Origin of the sequence: Aminobacter sp. J44, from assembly GCF_007829415.1 — a bacterium.
In the GTDB taxonomy this organism is placed as follows: Bacteria; Pseudomonadota; Alphaproteobacteria; order Rhizobiales; family Rhizobiaceae; genus Aerobium.
This window is the reverse complement of sequence record NZ_VLJG01000021.1, coordinates 18,605-36,895: the sequence shown is the minus strand read 5'-3', so window position 1 is coordinate 36,895 and position 18,291 is coordinate 18,605. Positions and strand designations below refer to the sequence as shown.

General features: G+C 65.6%; 16 protein-coding genes. 10 read left to right on the top strand and 6 right to left on the bottom strand.

Annotated elements, in window-relative coordinates; genetic code table 11:
* Positions 1-8: 8 nt before the first annotated feature.
* A complete protein-coding gene (locus L610_RS09955) occupies positions 9-704 on the bottom strand; it encodes a GntR family transcriptional regulator (protein ID WP_246658976.1) in 696 nt (231 codons plus the stop codon).
* Between the two features lie 135 nt (positions 705-839).
* Positions 840-1,610 (bottom strand): IclR family transcriptional regulator, encoded by a 771-nt coding sequence (locus tag L610_RS09950; RefSeq protein WP_024848381.1) that lies wholly within the window; start codon positions 1,608-1,610, stop codon positions 840-842.
* A gap of 80 nt (positions 1,611-1,690) precedes the next feature.
* Here L610_RS09950 and L610_RS09945 point away from each other — a divergent pair, with 80 nt between their 5' ends.
* From L610_RS09945 to L610_RS09920, 6 genes are all read left to right on the top strand, one after another.
* Positions 1,691-3,376 (top strand): hydantoinase B/oxoprolinase family protein, encoded by a 1,686-nt coding sequence (locus tag L610_RS09945; protein WP_024848380.1) that lies wholly within the window; start codon positions 1,691-1,693, stop codon positions 3,374-3,376.
* 2 nt (positions 3,377-3,378) lie between these two features.
* The gene (locus L610_RS09940) at positions 3,379-5,466 is read left to right on the top strand and encodes a hydantoinase/oxoprolinase family protein (protein ID WP_024848379.1); all 2,088 of its coding nucleotides are present in this window, start codon (positions 3,379-3,381) and stop codon (positions 5,464-5,466) included.
* The gene (locus L610_RS09935; RefSeq protein ID WP_186441417.1) at positions 5,447-6,229 is read left to right on the top strand and encodes a transporter substrate-binding domain-containing protein; all 783 of its coding nucleotides are present in this window, start codon (positions 5,447-5,449) and stop codon (positions 6,227-6,229) included. Before L610_RS09940 ends, L610_RS09935 begins: the two co-directional genes overlap by 20 nt.
* Before the next feature lie 27 nt (positions 6,230-6,256).
* Positions 6,257-7,039 carry an amino acid ABC transporter ATP-binding protein gene (locus tag L610_RS09930; protein ID WP_024848377.1) on the top strand — a complete coding sequence of 261 codons (783 nt, stop codon included), beginning with the start codon at positions 6,257-6,259 and terminating at the stop codon, positions 7,037-7,039.
* A complete protein-coding gene (locus tag L610_RS09925) occupies positions 7,036-7,740 on the top strand; it encodes an amino acid ABC transporter permease (RefSeq protein WP_024848376.1) in 705 nt (234 codons plus the stop codon). Before L610_RS09930 ends, L610_RS09925 begins: the two co-directional genes overlap by 4 nt.
* Positions 7,741-8,054: 314 nt before the next feature.
* A complete protein-coding gene (locus L610_RS09920) occupies positions 8,055-9,035 on the top strand; it encodes a threonine/serine dehydratase (RefSeq protein ID WP_024848375.1) in 981 nt (326 codons plus the stop codon).
* Between the two features lie 54 nt (positions 9,036-9,089).
* Here L610_RS09920 and L610_RS09915 read toward each other — a convergent pair whose 3' ends face one another.
* Entirely contained in the window at positions 9,090-10,331 is a 1,242-nt protein-coding gene (locus L610_RS09915) for an FAD-binding oxidoreductase (protein WP_024848374.1), read from the bottom strand.
* 102 nt (positions 10,332-10,433) lie between these two features.
* On the bottom strand, positions 10,434-11,228 hold the full coding sequence (locus tag L610_RS09910; RefSeq protein ID WP_144704644.1) for a DeoR/GlpR family DNA-binding transcription regulator: 795 nt from the start codon (positions 11,226-11,228) through the stop codon (positions 10,434-10,436).
* Between the two features lie 184 nt (positions 11,229-11,412).
* Between L610_RS09910 and dctP the strand changes: the two genes are divergently transcribed.
* From dctP to L610_RS09895, 3 genes are all read left to right on the top strand, one after another.
* Positions 11,413-12,411, top strand: a complete 999-nt coding sequence (gene dctP, locus L610_RS09905; protein ID WP_024848372.1) for a TRAP transporter substrate-binding protein DctP — start codon at positions 11,413-11,415, stop codon at positions 12,409-12,411.
* A gap of 101 nt (positions 12,412-12,512) precedes the next feature.
* The gene (locus L610_RS09900; RefSeq protein ID WP_024848371.1) at positions 12,513-13,064 is read left to right on the top strand and encodes a TRAP transporter small permease; all 552 of its coding nucleotides are present in this window, start codon (positions 12,513-12,515) and stop codon (positions 13,062-13,064) included.
* The gene (locus L610_RS09895; protein WP_024848370.1) at positions 13,061-14,368 is read left to right on the top strand and encodes a TRAP transporter large permease; all 1,308 of its coding nucleotides are present in this window, start codon (positions 13,061-13,063) and stop codon (positions 14,366-14,368) included. Before L610_RS09900 ends, L610_RS09895 begins: the two co-directional genes overlap by 4 nt.
* Positions 14,369-15,125: 757 nt before the next feature.
* On the opposite strand, the gene L610_RS09890 is transcribed toward L610_RS09895, so the two are convergent.
* Together L610_RS09890 and L610_RS09885 are read right to left on the bottom strand one after the other, a co-directional pair.
* Positions 15,126-15,446 carry a helix-turn-helix transcriptional regulator gene (locus L610_RS09890; protein ID WP_144704641.1) on the bottom strand — a complete coding sequence of 107 codons (321 nt, stop codon included), beginning with the start codon at positions 15,444-15,446 and terminating at the stop codon, positions 15,126-15,128.
* Positions 15,443-16,558: a cation diffusion facilitator family transporter gene (locus tag L610_RS09885; protein WP_144704638.1), complete on the bottom strand. Its 1,116-nt coding sequence runs from the start codon at positions 16,556-16,558 to the stop codon at positions 15,443-15,445. The genes L610_RS09890 and L610_RS09885 overlap by 4 nt, the downstream gene beginning before the upstream one ends.
* A gap of 483 nt (positions 16,559-17,041) precedes the next feature.
* Here L610_RS09885 and L610_RS09880 point away from each other — a divergent pair, with 483 nt between their 5' ends.
* Positions 17,042-17,221, top strand: coding sequence for a hypothetical protein (locus tag L610_RS09880; protein ID WP_144704635.1), 180 nt, complete (start codon positions 17,042-17,044; stop codon positions 17,219-17,221).
* Positions 17,222-18,291: the final 1,070 nt, after the last annotated feature.

Sequence of the window (18,291 nt, the reverse complement as noted above, 5' to 3'; positions counted from 1 at the left end):
CGGCAGTTTCAGGTGCCGGTATCGAAGAAGTCCGGCCGCGCCGCGGCGACTGCCGGAAGATCGGTGAGGATCTTTCGCAAATGCACGCGCATGGCGGCTGACGCTGCGCCCGGATCGCCGCGGGCGATGGAGCGGACGATGTCGGAGTGCTGGGCGACGAGGTCGCGCATCGGGAACTGCAGGGCGCTCAGATACCGCACCCGGTCCATCTGGCCCTTCACCTGTTCGATCACCTTCCAGGCGTAGGCCTTGCCGGCAGCTTCGGCGAGCGTGCGGTGGAAACGTTCGTCAAGCACGATGAAGCGGCTCGCCTCGCTCTCGGCGACTTCCTTTTGCTCGCGCAGCTGGCTTTCCAGCTCGCGCACCAGCGCGGGGTCGGGATTGTCGGCCAGAAGGGCGACGATGTCAGCCTCGATCGCCTCGCGCACGAAGCGCACGTCCTTGACGGCGGCGGTCGAGATCTTGCGGACGTAAGTGCCACGCTGCGGGCGCACTTCCAGCAGGCCGTCCTCGGCGAGCTTGATGAAGGCCTCGCGCACCGGCTGGCGGCTCAGCGCATAGGTTGCGGCGATTTCGGCTTCGGAGATGCGCGAGCCAGGGGTGAGGTCAGCAGAAATGATGCGCTGGCGCAGGATGCGGTAGAGCTGCGGCGCCAGCGGCGCCCCCTGGTCAAGCGTCCATCCCCTTCGCATCACGTCGTGCATCTCGCGCTCCTCGGATCAAACCATGAAGCACACTGCCATACTAGTCAACTACGGGAGGGTGGCGCGTGGTGGAGGCGGCGGACGATGCGGTGAAGGACAGGAGAGGGACCGCCCTGCCCTTGCCTTGTCTGCGGCTCACCCGGCCAGCGGCTGGGCGAGGCGGTCGCTCAGTTCCTTCGCGTGGGCGACGACTTCCTCGATGTAGCTGTCGCGGTTGAAGACGAAGCGGCTGGAAACGGCGGCGACGTTGAGCGCGGCGAAGACTTCGCCGGCGGCATTGAAGACAGGGGCGGAGATTCCCGAGCCGCCGATGTCGAGCTCCTGGTCGGAGATCGAGTAGCCGTCCTTCGCCGCCTGCGCGATCAGCTGGCGGATCGCCGCGCGGTCGATCACCGTATAGGGCGTGTAGGAAATGATGCGCTCGCTCGACAGATAGCGGTCGACGTCGCGCTGCGGGCGCGCCGACAAAAGCATCCGGCCCATCGCCGAGCAGTAGGACGGGACGCTGCCGCCCGAAAGCGGCGAATCGTAGCGGATTGCCTGCGGGCCGACGGCGATCTTGATCGTCTGCATGCGAAGGTCACGATTGAGAACGCCAAGCATGATCGTCTCGCCGGTGGCGTTGCGCAGGCTCTCGATGATCGGGGCGGCGACCTGCAGCAGGCGCGCATGCGGGCCAGTGACCCAACCCGGCCCGTTGCGATGGTCGGGGTTCAGCGAAAAGCGGTGTTCATCATCGCGAACGGCATAGCCGCGCTCCACCAGCGTCTGCATGAGCAGATGCGTGCTGCTTTTCGGATATCCCAGCTCATCCATGATGTTTTTCAGCGATAACGGGCGCGTTGCGCGCCCGAGCAGCTCAAGAATTTCGAGGATGCGGACCGCGCTTTTGACTTGTGCGTCCATATATGTGAACCATTCCTGCATTGAAGTGGCGTCGCAGCGGGCCTAATGCTGGTTACAGCCCCCGGAAGCCAGCACTAACCATGCGAACCGCTGATCTCGACCTTGTAGCACGTGCGCAGGAAGCATCCAGCCCGCTGGACGCTATCGAGATCGAATTGATCCGCAGCGGCCTGCAGTCGGTTTGCGAGGAAATGGCCGAGGGGCTGATCCGGTCGAGCCAGTCGCCCAACATCAAGGAGCGGCGCGACTGCTCCTGCTGCCTCTACAGCCGCGACGGCGAGATGGCGGTGCAGGCCGAGCACATTCCGATCCATCTCGGCGTCATGGCTGAGGCGATGCTGCACATCCTGCGCGAGTTCGACGTTGCACAGATGCAGCCGGGCGACGTGTTCCTGGCGAACGATCCGTATCATGGCGCCAACCACCTGCCGGACTTCATCGTCGCGGGGCCGCTGTTCGTCGGCGGCGAACTGGTCGGCTTTGCCGCCTCGATGGCGCATCACACCGACGTCGGCGGCATGGCGCCGCGCTCGATGCCGGCGGATGCCACCGAGATCTTTCAGGAAGGCCTGCGCATTCCGCCGGTGAAGCTGGTCGACCGCGGCGTGCTCAATGCAGGCATCGAACGCATCATCTGCGCCAATTCCCGCCTGCCGGAAGAGCGCCGCGCCGACCTCGGCGCGCAGATCGCCTCCGTCACCGTCGCGCAGAACCGCATCGACGAAATGGCGCAAAAGCACAGCGCCACCGACCTCCACTTCGCGATCGCGCAGATCATCGGCCTCTCCGAAAAGGCGTTCCGCAAGCGGCTCGAAGCCCTGCCCGAGCGCGTCTGGGAAGGTCTCGCTCATGCCGATTTTGGCGGCGAGGGCATTCCGATCCGCGTTGCCGTCTCGAAGAAGGACGACCGCCTCGTCGTCGACTTCACCGGCACCGGCGGCCACACGCCGAGCCCGTTCAATTCGTGCTTTTCCAACACGCTCGCCAGCGTCTACATGGCAGTCCGCATCTCGATTGCGGAAGGAATTGCGGCCAATGCCGGCCTCTACCGGCTGATCGACGTGGTGGCGCCGGAAGGCACCATCGTCAATCCGCGCTATCCTTGCGCGATCTCGGCGGCAACGCAGGTCTCCTACCACACCTTTGACGCGATGATGACGGCGCTGGCCGACATCGTGCCGGAGCTGGTGCTGGCTGGCACCGGCGGCGGCGGCGTCTTTTCCTTCGGCGGCTTTCACCCGCGCACGGACCGGCTGTTCGCCTATGGTGAGGCGCTTGGCGGCGGCTCGGGCGCCAGTGCCGTGGCCGATGGCGAAAGCGGCATGATCCCGCCGGTCGCGAACCTGCACGACACGCCGGTCGAGGTGCTGGAAACCAGCCTTCCCGTACGCATCGAACGTTATGAGCTGGTCGAGGGCTCGGCCGGCGATGGCAAATTCCGCGGCGGCTTCGGCCTGCGCCGCGCCTTCCGCATGCTCGCGCCCGTGCGCTGCTCGTTCCAGATCAGCATGCCGTCGAACGGCCCGAGCGGCCTTTATGGCGGCGAGCCGGGCCGCCCGACCCACGCAACCATTGAGCACGCCGATGGCCGCGTTCAGGACGTGAAGCGCTTTACCGCAGCCTCGGTCGACGCCAACTCGCTCGTCACCATCGAAACGGCGGGCGGCGGCGGCTATGGCAAGGCGGCGGAACGCTCCCCTGCCCTCACGGCCGAGGACGAACTGTTCGGCTATGGCATGCGGCGCGCGGCCGCCGGGAGGGCGTGAGCATGGCACACCTTCTCGCAGCAGCCGACGTCGGCGGCACCTTCATCGACATCGTGCTCGCCAATCCCGTTTCGGGCGAAACCCGCATCTCCAAGGTGCTGCACCGCAAGGGCCGCCAGGGCGAGGACATCTTCGCGGCTCTCCGCTCGCTCGCCGGCGAAATGGGCGCAACGCTCTCCGACATCCAGTCGCTGGTCGTCGGCACCACCGTCGTCACCAACGCCCTGCTCGAGGGCCAGCTCGCGCGCACCGCGGTGCTGACCACCGAAGGTTTCCGCGACGTGCTGGAAATCGCGCGCATGACGCGCCCCTCCTCCTATGACCTGCACAAGCGCCGCGCGCCGGTCGTCTCGCCGCGCAATCTGCGCTTCGACATTCCCGAGCGTCTCGACCACACCGGCGAGGTGCTGAAGCCGCTCGACATCGAGGCGGTCGACCGCGTGGTGGAAACGTTGCGCGCCGAGAACGTCGAGGCGGTCGCGGTCAGCTTCCTCTATTCCTATGTCGACGCCGCCCATGAAAAGGCCGCGCGCGAGCGCCTCGAAAGCCTTGGCGTGCCGGTGTCGATCTCCTCGGAAGTTCTGCCCGTCTTCCGCGAATACGAGCGCACCGCGGCGACGGCGCTCAACGCCGCTTCCATTCCGGTGATGTCCCGCTTCCTCGATGGCCTGAAGCAGGTCAATGACGGCGGCATCGCAAAAACCTACATCATGGGTTCGGCCGGAGGCTGCCTGACCTTCGAGGAAGCCGGCCGTTTCCCGATCAAGTGCGCCATGTCCGGCCCGGCTGGCGGCGTCGTCGGCACGCGCGAGCTCGCGCTTGAGCACGGCTTCAAGTCGGTACTGACGCTCGACGTCGGCGGCACCAGCTCGGATCTCGCCGTGCTGCACGACTGCGAGATCACCGTCACCGACGAGCGCGTCATCGGCGGCTATCCGGTAGCGATTGCCTCTGCCGAGATTGAGACGATCGGTGCTGGCGGCGGCTCGATCGCGCATATCGATGCCACCGGTCTGCTCAAGGTCGGCCCGCGCAGCGCAGGCTCGGAGCCCGGTCCCGTCGCCTATGGCAATGGCGGCACGCAGCCGACCGTGTCCGACGCGCACATCGCGCTTGGCCGCATCGGCGAGCGCAGCATGCTGGGCGGGCAATTTCCGCTCGACCGCGCCGCCGCGATTGCCGCGATCGAGAAGGAACTCGCCGGGCCGCTCGGCACCAACTGGCAGCGCGCCGCCCACGGCGTGCTGCGCGTCACCGCCGCCAATATAGTTCGCGCCGTGCGCGCGATCTCGACCGAGCGCGGCGATGACCCGAGAAAGATGCTGCTCGTCGCCTTCGGCGGCGCCGGCGCGCTGCATGCGCTGGATGTCGCCCGCGCGCTGTCGATCCCGCAGGTGCTGGTCCCCTATTATTGCGGCGTCTTCTCCGCGCATGGCATCGCCAGCGTCGACATCGCCTATGACGCCCAGCGCACCTGGCTGAAGCAGATCGGCACGATCCCCGCCGACGAATTCGCGGGCATTACCGGCGAGCTCTCCGGCCAGCTCATCGGGCGCATCGTCGCCGATGGCTTTGCCGAAGATGAACTTGCCTCGCGCTGGCAGGTCGATCTTCGCTATGTCGGCCAGTCGCACACGATCACCGTGCCGCTTGGCCGCGCCGACCTTGCAGGTCTCGAGGACGCCCGCCTGCGCTTCATTGCCGAGCACCGCAAGCGCTACGGCCATGCCTCCGACACGGCGCCCGTCGAACTCGTCAATCTGCGCCTCAAGATCAGCCGCCAACGCGCTGAATTCGCTTCCCTTAAGGAAGCTGCGTCGAACAGTGAGCCGCGTCCGGTCGCGACGCGAAAAATATGGCTGGATGAACACAATGAGACCGAATGCCCGGTCTACAGCCGTGAGGATCTTCCGTCCGGCTGGAAGGCGACCGGGCCGCTGGTCATCGAACAGTTCGACTCGGTAACGGTGGTGGGGCCGGCCGACGAAATCGAGGTTCTGGCAGGCTCGCGGGCCATCATGGTCACGCTGGCCGCGCCGGTGCACAACACTATCAATGGGAACGAAAGACATGAACTCGGTACTTCGTAAACTGGCCGGACTTGCCGGCGCCTGCCTGATCGCCGCCGCAATGGCCGCGCCGGCGCACGCGCAGGAAAAGTTCACGTCTTTCACCGCCGGCGCCGACCCGCATTTCCGCCCGATCTCGTTCCAGGACGAGAGCGGCAAGCTGGTCGGCTTCGACGTCGACTTCGTCGAGGAGCTCGGCAAGCACCTCGACATCCCGGTCAAGTACGAGGGCATGGCCTGGGACGGCATCATCCCGGCGCTGCAGGCAAAGAAGATCGACGCCGTCACCAACATGGTGATCACCGACGAGCGCAAGAAGGTCGTCGCCTTCTCCGATCCGATCATGCAGCAGACGATCATCGCGGTCGTGAAGGCCGGCGCCGAGAAGAAGGACGTCACGCTTGACGACCTGAAGACGCTCCGCGTCGGCGTTCAGGGAGCCACCTCCGCCGCGACCGTGGTCGAGGGCGTCGAGGGCGCCAACGTTGCCACCTACAACACCGTCGTCGATGCCTACAACGATCTGATGCTCGGCCGCATCGACGTGGTCGTGGTCGAAAGCGTCAACGGCCAGTACATTGCCGCCAACCAGTTCGCCGGCAAGCTCGAAGTGGTCGAGAAGCCGCTGACCGAGGACGTGAAGCTCAACGGCGTCGCGCTGCGCCAGGCAGACACCGAGGGCCTCAAGCAGATCAACGAGGCGATCGCCGCCATGAAGGCCGACGGCACGCTGAATGCGATTGCCGTCAAGTGGTTCGGCAACGCCAGCGCGATCCCGCAGTAAGACGGGACCGGCAGGAAGGGTCCCTCATTGGCCGAGACGGATGGCATACCCGTTCTTCAGATCGCCGGGCTTCACAAGTCCTTCGGCGCCAATGAGGTGCTGTCCGGCATCAGCCTCACCGTCCGCCGTGGCGAGACCGTCGCCGTCGTCGGGCCGAGCGGCTCGGGCAAGACGACCCTTCTTCGCTGCATCAATTTCCTCGTCCCGTACGACCGGGGCGAGGTCCGGGTCGATGGGGAACTGATCGGCTATCGCGAGGCACCCTCCGGGCGGAAGATGCAGTCCGACCGCGAGCTTTCCCGGATGCGCCAGCGCATCGGCATGGTGTTCCAGCGCTTTGCCCTCTTTCCCCACAAAACCGTAATAGAGAACCTGACCGAGGGCCAGGTGCAGGTTCTCGCCCGAACGCGCGGCGCCGCTGAAGAGCTGGCGCTGCGCGTTCTTGAATCCGTCGGCCTTGCGGACAAGGCCAGCTGCTATCCGGCCGAGCTTTCCGGCGGCCAGCAGCAGCGCGTCGGCATCGCGCGCGCATTGTGCATGGAGCCGATCCTGCTCCTGTTCGATGAGGCCACCTCGGCGCTCGATCCCGAGCTCGTCGGGGAGGTGCTTGCCGTCATGCGAAAGCTTGCCGACGAGGACCGGACGATGGTGGTGGTCACCCATGAGCTGCGTTTTGCGCGCGAGGCGGCCGACCGCATCGTCTTCATGGAGGGCGGGCGCATCCACGCCGACCTTCCGACCGAACAGTTTTTCACCGCTCCCCCCTCCCCGCGCATTGCGGCGTTTCTGGAAGCGAGCCTCGGCAAATGATCGAGTTCGCGATCCAGTATCTGCCGCTCTACCTGCAGGGCGCGCTCGTCGGGCTCGGGCTGACCGCCGCCGCCATGGCCGGGGCGCTGGTGATCGGCGTGCTCGTCGCGATCGGCCGGCTGTCGTCGAACCCGGTGCTGAAATATCTGACGCTCGCCTATGTCGCGGTGTTCCGCGCGGTGCCGCCGCTGGTGCTGCTCTACATCGTCTATTTCGGCATTCCGGCCTGGGCGATGGCGAGCGAGAGCCCGGCGCTGATCGCGCTGTTCTCGCCGCTCGACAACCGCTTCATTGCCGCGACGCTCGCACTTGCCGTCAATGCCGGCGCCTATGTCGCGGAAATCATCCGCGCCTCGATCCTGTCGCTGCCAGCCGACCAGATGGAGGCCGCGCGCTCGATCGGCATGACCTATCCGAAAGCAATGCGCCGGATCATCCTGCCGCAGGCCTTTCGCATCGCCTTCCCGCCGCTCTGCAGCGAGTTCATCATCATCCTGAAGGGCACGTCGCTCGCCTCGGTGATCGGCGTGACGGAGTTGATGCGCAACGCGCAGATGATCGCCTCCTCCACCTTCCGCAACCTAGACGCCTATGTGCTCGCGGCGCTGGTCTACGTGGTGCTGGTGATCGTGCTGCAGTTCATCACGGTGAAGATCGAGGCGCGGATGAACCGCGCAATGGGCATCCGCAGCGGGCGGTAGGGCGCGCAGAGTCCGCACAGGATTCCAGGGGCAGACATTCCTGCAGGACAGGTCGAGCAGGAAAGGCTAATGCCATTCCCACTCTCCCGTTGCCTGAGCCCCGCGCTTCTAGCCGCCACCTGCCCTCACGTCATAGTCCACAAGTGGATACTAATATATGCTAGGCAGGCACATGCAGCCGAGCGGCCATCGCCTGTCGCTTTTCGGGCTGTGCGCAACGTCCGGCCGGCTCCGGGTTGATGGAGCAGCCCCGCGCCAAACCGTGTAAGGTCCCCCCGAAAGATGAACAGGTCTGTCGCACCCGGGGAACCACAATGGTTGATTTTTCGATGATTGAGGCAGCGGCGGGAAGGCTCGCCGGGAAGGCGCGGCGGACGCCGCTGTTGCGCGCGCCACTGCTCGACGCGCTCGCGGGCCGGCGCGTCTACGTCAAGGCCGAGTGCCTGCAGCTTACCGGTTCGTTCAAGTTCCGCGGCGGCTGGTCGGCGATCTCCGCGCTTCCCGAGGAACAGCGCCGGCGCGGCGTGATCGCCTTTTCCTCCGGCAATCACGCGCAGGGCGTGGCGCTCGCGGCGAAGATGCACGGCATCCCGGCGCTCATCGTCATGCCGAGCGATGCGCCGCTGCCGAAGCTCGAAAACACCAGGGCCTATGGCGCCGAGATCGTGACCTATGACCGCTACACCGAGGATCGCGATGCGATCGGCGAAAAGCTGTCGCGCGAGCGCGGGCTGACGCTGATCCGCCCGTTCGACGACGAGCAGGTGATTTCGGGCCAGGGCACAGTCGGCCTCGAGATCGCCGAGCAGGCGCGCGAAGAAGGCATTTTTGCGTGCGACGTACTGGTGCCGTGCGGCGGCGGCGGGCTCACCGCGGGCATTGCGCTGGCGCTCGAGCAGAAGGCGCCGGGCTTCGTCGTCCACACTTGCGAGCCGCAAAATTATGACGACGCGGCACGCTCGCTGGCAGCTGGCGAACGCCTCGCCATCGAAGGCCACGCGCCGACCATCTGCGACGCGATCGTGACACCCAAGCCCGGCGAGCTCACCTTCCCGGTGATGAAGCGCCTGTGCGGCACAGGCTTTGCCGTGACGGAAGACGAAGTCCGTGCGGCCATGGCGCTTGCCGCGAACCACCTCAAGCTGGTGATCGAGCCCGGCGGTGCCGTCGCACTCGCCGCCGCCCTCTTTCGCAGGCAAGAGCTCTCCGGCGACAGCGTCATCGTCGTTGCCAGCGGAGGCAACGTGGACCCTGAGCTTTTCGCGAGAACGCTGGCGGCAGGCGGAGGCCGATGACGGCTTGAAACGCCGCCGCAGCCTCATGCGTCGGCGGCGCTGTTCTCCGGCGGGTTAGAAGCGAGTGGGCCTGAAGTGGCGCAGGACTTCCGGCTCCGTATTGCCCTGGATGAGCCCCATGATGAGCTGGGCCGTGATTGGCCCGAGCGTCATGCCGACATGGCCGTGGCCGAAGGCGTAGATGACGTCGGCGCCGCCGCTCGACGGGCCGATGACCGGCAGCGAATCCGGCAGCGCTGGGCGCAGGCCCATCCACCGCCGCGAAACCGGCGGCAGGCCGGGAAAGGTCTCGCGGGTGCCGCGCTCGATCTGGTCAAAGCGGTGCTGCGATGGCGGGGCCTCGTTCGAGGCAAGCTCGACGGTGCCCGCTGCGCGCAGCCGCCCTTCCAGCGGCGTCATGTAGTAGCCGAGATGGGTGCGGTGGACGGGGCGCGAGATTGGCAGCTCCTCCATGTCGAACTCGACATGGTAGCCGCGATGGGCAACGAGCGGGATGCGATCTCCGGCCTGGCGCGCCAGCGCCGCCGAATGCGCGCCGGCGGCAATGATGACGCGGCGGGCGTGAATCACGGTGTCCTGCGCGTGAAGGCGAACGCCGTCCTTCTCGCGGACAAGCCCGTCGACGCGGGCGGTCAAGAGCCGCGCGCCGCGCTCGGTGGCGGCAATCGCAAGGCGCTGGGTGGCGAGGCCCGGATCGCTCAGATGGATGCTGCCTGCGTGATGCACGGCGCCGGCGCAGGCCGGAAGGTTCGGCTCCAGCTCCTTCACTTCCGTCGGGGTCAGCACGTTCTGTTCGATGCCATAGCTGCGGCGCAGGGCGACGTCCTTTTGCGCGGCGCTGAACGCTGCCTGGTTGGCATAAGCATAAAGAACGCCGCGCTCGATGAAGAGGTCGCGCAGCGGCGCTCGCTCGGCCAGGTCGTACCAGGCCGCCTTCGACTGGGTCTGCAGCTCGGCCATCGCGCGCAGATTGCGCTCATAGGCCTGCGGCAGGCACTGGGCGGTAAAGCGCAGCAGCCAGGGCGCCAGCAGCGGCAGGTAGGGCAGCCGGATCGACAGCGGGCTCTCGCGATTGAAGAGCAGGTTCGGCAGGTTCTTCAGCACCGCGGGCGAACCCACCGGGCCGATGGCATGCGGCGAAATCGACGATGCGTTGCCGTAGGACGCGCCGGAGCCGGGCGCGGCCGGGTCGATCATCGTGACGTCGTGGCCTGCCTCGGCAAGGCGGAGGGCGCAGGACAGGCCGACGATGCCGGCGCCGATGATTGCCGTTTCAGTGCGAATTTGTGATGCCATGGTGTGAGCTCGTGCTGATGACCGAACGGTCGCTTGAGCCCACTATCAATGACTGAACGGTCAGGGTGTCAATCCCCAACTTCACACCGGGGAATGCCGCATTCACTTCTCGGCGACGATGACCTCGACCCCCGCGCTGGCCAAGCTGGTCATCACCGCGGCGGGAAGCGGCGCGTCGGTGACGACGCGCGACACCTGGTCGGCCGCGCAAACCTGAAAAAGCGCAGCCTTTTCAATCTTGGAGCTGTCGATCAGCACCGTGACCTGGCGGGCGCGGGCGATCATCGCGCGTGCCGTGTAAGCAGCCTCGGCCATGAAGTCCATGAAGCGGCCGATATTATCCACCGCGCCAACGGTGAGGACCGCATGGTCGGCGCTGAGTGCCTGAATCTGGTCGTTGGTGATCGGCCCGAGCGTTTCCGCGCCTTCCGGATAATAGTGTCCGCCCAGCAGAAACACGTTGTTTTCGCCCGGGCCCTTGCTGGCGGCGTGGGCGACGTGCTGCGAGTTGGTGATGATGGTCAGGCCGCTCTTGCGGGACAGCGCCTCGGCAAACAGGATCGTCGTCGAGCCGGAATCCACCAGGAGGCTGTCGCCGCTGTTGAATAGCTCGGCGGCGCGCTCGCCGATGCGGCGCTTGGCGTCCCGGTTGAGCTCAAGCCGCGAGTGGAAAGGGTCTTCCTGCGCCGATTGCAGCGGCACCGCGCCGCCATGCACCTTTCGCAACAGGCCGTGTTCGGCAAGGGCGGTAAGATCGCGGCGTACCGTCTCGCGCGACGTGCCGAGCCAGTCGGCGAGTTCGACGACGGTGACCTTCCCTTCTCTCGACAGCCTCTCCAGGATTGCCAGCTGCCGCGCCCTCACCGATGCCCGTTCCGCCGAAGTCTGTTGTTCCATGTTGCCGTCCGACCTTCTGGGTTCCCCAAGGGTAATTGTGGAGCACGCCGGTCGAAACGGTCAAGAACCACTTATTCGGTTGACTTGACTGACCATGTGGGCATTCAATCTCCTCAGGGTGGCCAAACGGGAGGAACCGGGGGGCCGCTTCAGTGTAGTTCCTTACTTCCTGCTGGAGATCGCCATGTCTTTTACTCGCAAGGTTCTGGCCACTGCCGCCTTGGCAACCCTGCTGTGCTCTGCCGCACATGCGGAAACCCTTCGTCTTTCGACGCTGAAGCACCCCGGCTCGCCGGGTGAGCTCGCCGCCCAGGAGCTGGCGAAGGAAGTCGAGGCGCGCACCGAAGGCCGCGTCACCATCAAGGTTTATCCGTCCGACCAGCTCGGCGACTACACCGAGGTCTATGAGCAGCTGATGCAGGGCGTCGTCGACATGGCGCTGCAGCCGGTGCCGGCGCTCGACGACAAGCGCGTCGCCATCACCTGGTTCCCGTACGCGTTCTCCAACTACGAGAGCGCCGAGGAAATGCACAAGCCGGGCGGCGCCGTGTTCGAGATCATCAACGGCGCGACCAGGGAAATGAACGTCACCGTGCTCGGCGTCTATGGGGAGGGCATGGGCGGCGCGGGCTTTACCAAGGACGTCAACGACGCGGGCAACCCGGATGCCAAGCACGACCTGAAGGTTCGCGTCTGGCCGGGCGGTGCGACGCACCAGGCGCTGCTCGAGCGTCTCGGCTTTGCGACCGGCACGCTGCCGTGGGCCGAGCTCTACACCGGCATGCAGACCGGCATCGTCGACGGTCAGGTCGGCGGCACCGCGGCGATGGCGCTCGAGAGCTTCAAGGACATCACCAAGACCTGGGTGCAGTACAACGACCACTTCGAGGCGAACTGGTTCCTGATCTCCGACGACAGCCTTGCAAAGCTTTCCGAGGAAGACCAGAACACCCTGCGCGAAGTCGTGCAGGAGCTTTCGGCCAAGCGCTGGGTCGAGGTGAAGCAGGCTGACGAGGCGGCGCTCGAAGAGTTCCGCAAGCTCGGCGCCAACGTCATCACCTTCGACGACGCAACGCTCGAGAGGTTCGCCGACGTGGTGCGCAAGGACGTCTGGCCGAAGATCGCCGGCGAGCTCGGCGATGAGGGCTACGCACAGCTGAAGGCTGGCCTCGGCCTCGAATAAGCCTTTCTGAGGCAAACCGGCTGCCTCCGCCTGGCGCGGGGGCAGCCGCATTTCTCCGACGCGCTTGCCGCGTGCATTCGTCCGAGCAGCCGGGGCTTTTCATGTCCGAGCAAGAAGAAACCGAGCAGGTCAACACGCCGCGCTGGCTTGGCGGTCCGGCTCTTTCCGTCTGGAACGCGACGCTCCAGTTGCAGCGCATCCTTCTGGTCGTGTGCGGTGTCGCGCTGACACTGCTCATCTGCCTGCAGGTCTTCACCCGCTACGTGATGGGCATCAGCATCCTCGGCATCGAGGAGATCGCCTGCTTCTCCGCCGTGTGGATGTATTTCATCGGCTCGGCCCATGGCGCGTGGGAACGCGGCCACATCTCGGCGAGCCTCGTCGAGCTGTTTGCACCGCGCGGTCCCGTCAACCGCTTCATGAAGGTGCTGGCGTCGGTGCTCACGGTCGTCATCGCCGGCTGGATGACGGTCTGGGCGTGGGACTACTTCAATTTTTCGCTCAGGCGCGGCAGCACGTCGCCGGACACCGGCATCGTCCTTGCCTGGGTGCACGTGATCATGCCGATCACGCTCGCCCTGATGACCCTTTACTGGACCGTTGAAGCCTTCGGCACGATCCGCAGCCTGTTTTCCGGAGAAGAAGACAAATGAGCACGCTCGTCGCGCTGGATGCGCTCCTTCTCACCGTGCTCCTGATGATCGGCGTGCCCGTTCCGCTCTGCTTTGCCGGCGCGGTGCTCGTGCTGATGACCTTCGGCGACTACGGCGCTCCGGCCTTCCTGATCGGCACCGGCTACGCCAAGGTCAGCTCCCTGGTCATCGTCGCCATTCCGCTCTTCATCCTTGCCGGCGGCCTGATGAGCCGTGGCGGCATCGCGCAGCGCCTTGTCGCCGTCGCCGACTCCCTGTTCGGCCGCACCAGGCTCGGGCTCGGCGGCGTCGTCATCGTGACGACGGCGATCTTCGGCGCGATCTCCGGCATGGCCTCGTCCGCCGTTGCCGCGATCGGCACCATCATGGTGCCGCGCATGGTCGAGCGCGGCTATGATCGCGCTTATGCCTCGACGCTGGTCGCCGTGTCGGCGGTGCTCGCGCTGCTCATTCCGCCGAGCGCCTCGATGATCCTGTTCGGCTGGGTGACGGGAACCTCGATCCTTGCCTGCTTCCTCGCACCGATCGTTCCGGCGCTGCTGCTGATCGCCCTGATGGCGTTTTGGAACATCGTGCTGACGCGCAACATGCCGATCATCCGTCCGGAGCCCGCACCGCTGAAGCAGGTGGCCGTCGAGTTTTTCGGCCGCGTGCGCCACGCGACGCTGGCGCTCCTGATGCCCGTGGTCATTCTCGGCTGCATCTATGGTGGCGTGACCACGCCGACGGAAGCCGCGGCCGTGGCCGTGCTCTACGCTATCCCCATCGGCCTGTTCGTCTACAAGGATCTCAACTGGCGCGAGCTCGGCAATGTGATCTGGCGCGCAGGCCAGATCACCGGCGTGCTTTTGCTGATGATCTTCTTTGCCTCGATGCTTGCCCGCATCTGGACGATGGAGAACGTGCCGCAGCAGATGCTGTCGGTGTTCCTGTCGGTCAGCGAAAACCCGATCATCCTGCTGCTCATGGCGAACGTGTTCCTGGCGATCGTCGGCATGTTCATGGACGACGCGAGCGGCATCCTGCTTGCCTCGCCGTTGCTGATGCCGCTGATGCTGAAGGTGGGCGTCGATCCGATCCAGTTCGCGGCGATCATCGCCGTCAATCTCGGCATGGGCCTGATCACCCCGCCGACGGCGCCGATCCTCTACTTCGCGGCGCTGATCGGCAAGGCACCCGTCGGCTACATGATGAAGCCCGCGCTGGTCTTCGTCCTCGGCGCCTACCTGCCGGTTGTGCTGCTGGTTACCTTCATCCCGGAACTCTCGCTCACCCTGCCGCGCTGGGTGCTGGGGCTGAACTAGGGTTTCCTCTCGGGCGCGGGGAAACGACCTCCCCGCGCTCTCTGCAAGAAGCTCCCCACGCTGTCAGCGCAATGATCCCGGCGCTGTGAGCCGAGGGTTGCGAGCGCTATCAGCGCATGGCTCCCGGCTCTGTCCGTGCAACGTCCCTGGCGTTGCGGCGCAAGGCAATCAGCGCTGTCTGCACGAAGGGCGAACGGTCCAATACCGGCGAGGAATGGCTCCTCGCCGGTTTTTGTTTGGCTGCGGTGGAGACTGGATCGAGCCATGGTGGGCGCGGGCCGGCGGAGCCGGATCAGCGTCTGATGCGGCTGTACTTTTCCTCCCGCTTCCCCTTCCTCTCCCCTCTCCCCTCTCCCCTCTCCCTTCGTCAGCCTCGTCGTCGCCGAGCATTTGATGGGGCCCCTTTAGGGGCGCAGCCAACTCGGGACTCTCAACTGCGCCTGTAGCCTTTCCGGCGCGCCTGCTCGCGCTTCCCGTGAAGAACCGACGTGTGCGGCCGATAACTCGCGCGGGCCCGCGAAAATCGCGTCCATGACACAAGGCCCGATAAGGCAACATTATCGTGCATGAAGCCAGTCGGGCTTTGCTGGCGCATATTGAGACAATTGATCACCGAAAGCGCACGCTTTTCGTACTGAGGCTTCGGGGAACATGAGGAGGCATCAAAAAACAAAAACAGGAGCAATGACATAGCTCCCCTCTCCTGCTCGAATAGTATCCTTAAGCCCTTAAGCCCCTAAGCCCCTAAGCTCCTCCCCTACTCCCCATGCTCATGCTCTTCCTCGCGCAGGTGGGTTGCCATGTCGGTCAGCATGTCGCTGACGTGGCTGTCGGCGAGCTGGTAGAAGACGTGCTTGGATTGCCGTTCGCCCTTTACCAGCCGCGCGGCGCGCAGGAGCCTGAGGTAATGGCTAACCAGCGTCTGCGATAGTCCGAGGCTCTCGGCGATGTCGCCAACCGCCTTCGGTCCGCCGAGACAATAAAAGAGAATACGCAGACGCGTGGGATCGCCCAGCAGCCGGAAGGTTTCGGCGAGGATGCCGACTTCCTGAATCGACAGACTGTTTTCGGCGGTCATCGCGTCTCTCCGCCGTTGGAGTTCCGGGAAACAGTGGGATGCTCCGCCACGTGGTCGGCGGTATCGTGGTCGTGGGCATGTTCTGCCCTGGCGGGCCCGTCGTGCGCGTGCGGACGCCCGGCGTCGTGGTCGTGGCCGCAACCGGCATGTCGGGCATGATCATGCCCATGATGCTCATGCCCATGCGCCTCGCCATCCGCCAGCGGGCAGTCCCCTCCCCTCCCCCAGTCGATCGCGACGGTGGCGTGGTCGATGCCGAAGCGGTCGCGCAGCGCGTCCTCGACCGCCGCCTGCACCTGCCGCGCCTCTGCTTCGTTCTGCGGCGCGACGTGGAGCGTCGCCAGCGCCCGGCCGGAGGTGAGCGACCAGACATGGACGTGGCGCACGCCGGCAACGCCAGGCAGCGCGCCGAGTTCGGCCGTGATCGCCTCGGCGCTCACGCCCTCCGGCGCGCCCTCGAGCAGGATGTGGAGCGAGGCCTTCATCAGCTTCCAGGCGCTGCGCAGGATCAGCAGCGCGACCAGCACCGACAGGATCGGGTCGATCGGCGTCCAGCCGGTGTAGGCGATCACGATCGCCGCGCCGACGGCGCCGACCGAGCCGAGCAGGTCGCCGATCGCGTGCAGCAGCGCGCCGCGGATGTTGACGTGCTCGGCGTCGCCCCGCGTCAGAATCCAGATGACGAGCAGATTGACCGCGAGCCCCGCGACCGCCACACCCAGCATCGGCCCGGCGAGGATTTCGTAGGGCTCCTGAAAGCGCTGCCACGCCTCGTAGAGGATCCAGAAGATGATCGCGAACAGCGTCAGCGCGTTGACGAAGCCTGCGACGACCTCGAGCCGCGCATAGCCGAAGGTGCGGCGCTGGTCAGCGGCGCGGCGGCCAAGCCGGAACGCGACATAGGCGAGCGCGAGCGCCGCGGCGTCGGTCAGCATGTGCCCGGCATCGGCAATCAGCGCCAGCGAGCCGGAAATCAGCCCGCCCGCGACCTCGACCACCATGAAGGTCGCGATCAGGACGAGTGAGATCAGCACCTTGCGTTCGTTCGCGGCCGAGACTTCAGGGGCGTGGGAATGATCGTGATGCGAATGGTGGGCGTGCTCGTGCGCCATCGGGAAGCTCCATATGAATGACATATGAAGACGTATTCATATTTTAGGAGTCAACTGGGATGGTGGACGAGAAATCGAGCTACGGACGCGGGATGAAACGGGAGAAAAAGCCGCTGAGAGGGTTGGAGGCTGGCGACGCTGAAAGTGTTTTCGGATGCAGCCGCCGAGCAGGCGGAGCAAACCGATGACTTGCAGCGCCGGCTGCTGATCTGCTCCCTGCCTGGCACCTTTCTTGCCGGTCAGCACCTCCCCTCCCCTCCCCTGCCCTGCCCTGCCGTGCCCATAACCGGCTAGAGCTACGCCATGCCGGGAGTTGTCGCCTGAGCTCCGCCCCCTAACCCGCAGCTTCAGCATCCCCTGCCACTTTCTGGTGTGGGACATCACGACGCCGTGCGCGGGGGAACGCGTTCCTGTAAATCGCGTTTCGGTAGGAGCATCCGGCGCGCGGTTGGAGGACCCGGCGGCCGGCGAAAGCAGGACGTGATGACATACCATTTCTTCGAGCATGAGATCGACACGACTACCCACTTCTGCGTCAAGTGCGGCCGCTTCCTCCTGACCCTTCAGGAGAACCAGCGCTGGGAAGGCAACCAGGTCCTCCCAAGCTGCGTCGACGCCGACAACGTCTCCGCGATCAGCCACATGGTCCGCAACCGCGACTAGCGCGGGGGCCGGAACGGTTGGGGTTTGGATCCAGTCGGACCCGGAGCTACCCTAACGCTGGACCTGGTCGCGGATACGCGGACCCGTCGTGAATTTGCGGTKTCTCCATCGTCATCCCCGCCAAGCCCGCGAAGCGGGCGCGAGCTGGGGATCCATGCCGGAACGTCTGCAAGGGACCGGCGGCGGTGGTGAACCGATACTGGCAAGACGGCGGTTCTGCGCGGTCGCGTCGGCTTCACCGTTCAGGCATGGATGCCCGTGGCGAGCACGGGCATGACGAGGTGGAAATGCACCATCTCACCCTCGGCGTCGACACCTTTTGCCGGTGGAGCCCGCCATTTCCTTCTGCGCCGACTCGGATCCTCCCCCGCAGCGCGGGGGAGGTGGCGCGAAGCGCCGGAGGGGGCTCGTAGAGCGGGTAGGGTTCCGGGCCTGGTTTGAGAGCGGGAAGATCGTCCTTGTGGGCCATGGATTTGGACGGAACGATGTAACCGTGACGTGGCGCTTCCAACTCAGTCAGGCCACCCTTCAGCACAAACCTCACCCGTCGCACTCCGTCAGCCCCCTCCACCATGCTTCGCATGGTCCCCCTCCCCCACTCCGTGGGGGAGGATCCTGAGGCCGTGCCTGCTGCAATGCCCCGTCCACCCTTCGGCGGTTTGAGACGGGTCGTCTCGGCAGGGCATCCGCGAGCCGGGGTATTCGTTGCGGCACGTAACCGGTGGCCGTTGGAGCGCTTCATTTCCCTCTGCGCCGACGCGGATCCTCCCCCGCAGTGCGGGGGAGGTGGCGCGAAGCGCCCGAGGGGGCTTGTAGGGCGCGAAGCTGGCTGGGCCTGATCGGAGAGCGGCAGTGGTGCGCCCGCTAAACATTCCGCCCCAACCCTTCGATCTATTTCCCTAGCCAATCCTTCGATCTATTGCCCTAGATCGTTCGATCGGGTCGCGGGGGGATGCCTCTTCGATTTATGCTCTGGCCCGGGCAGCATGTTGTGTCGCACCGAACATCCTGAAAGAGCTGAGCCGAGAAGGCCGGCAGAGCATATCCACGACCAGACACGGCGGGAGGCC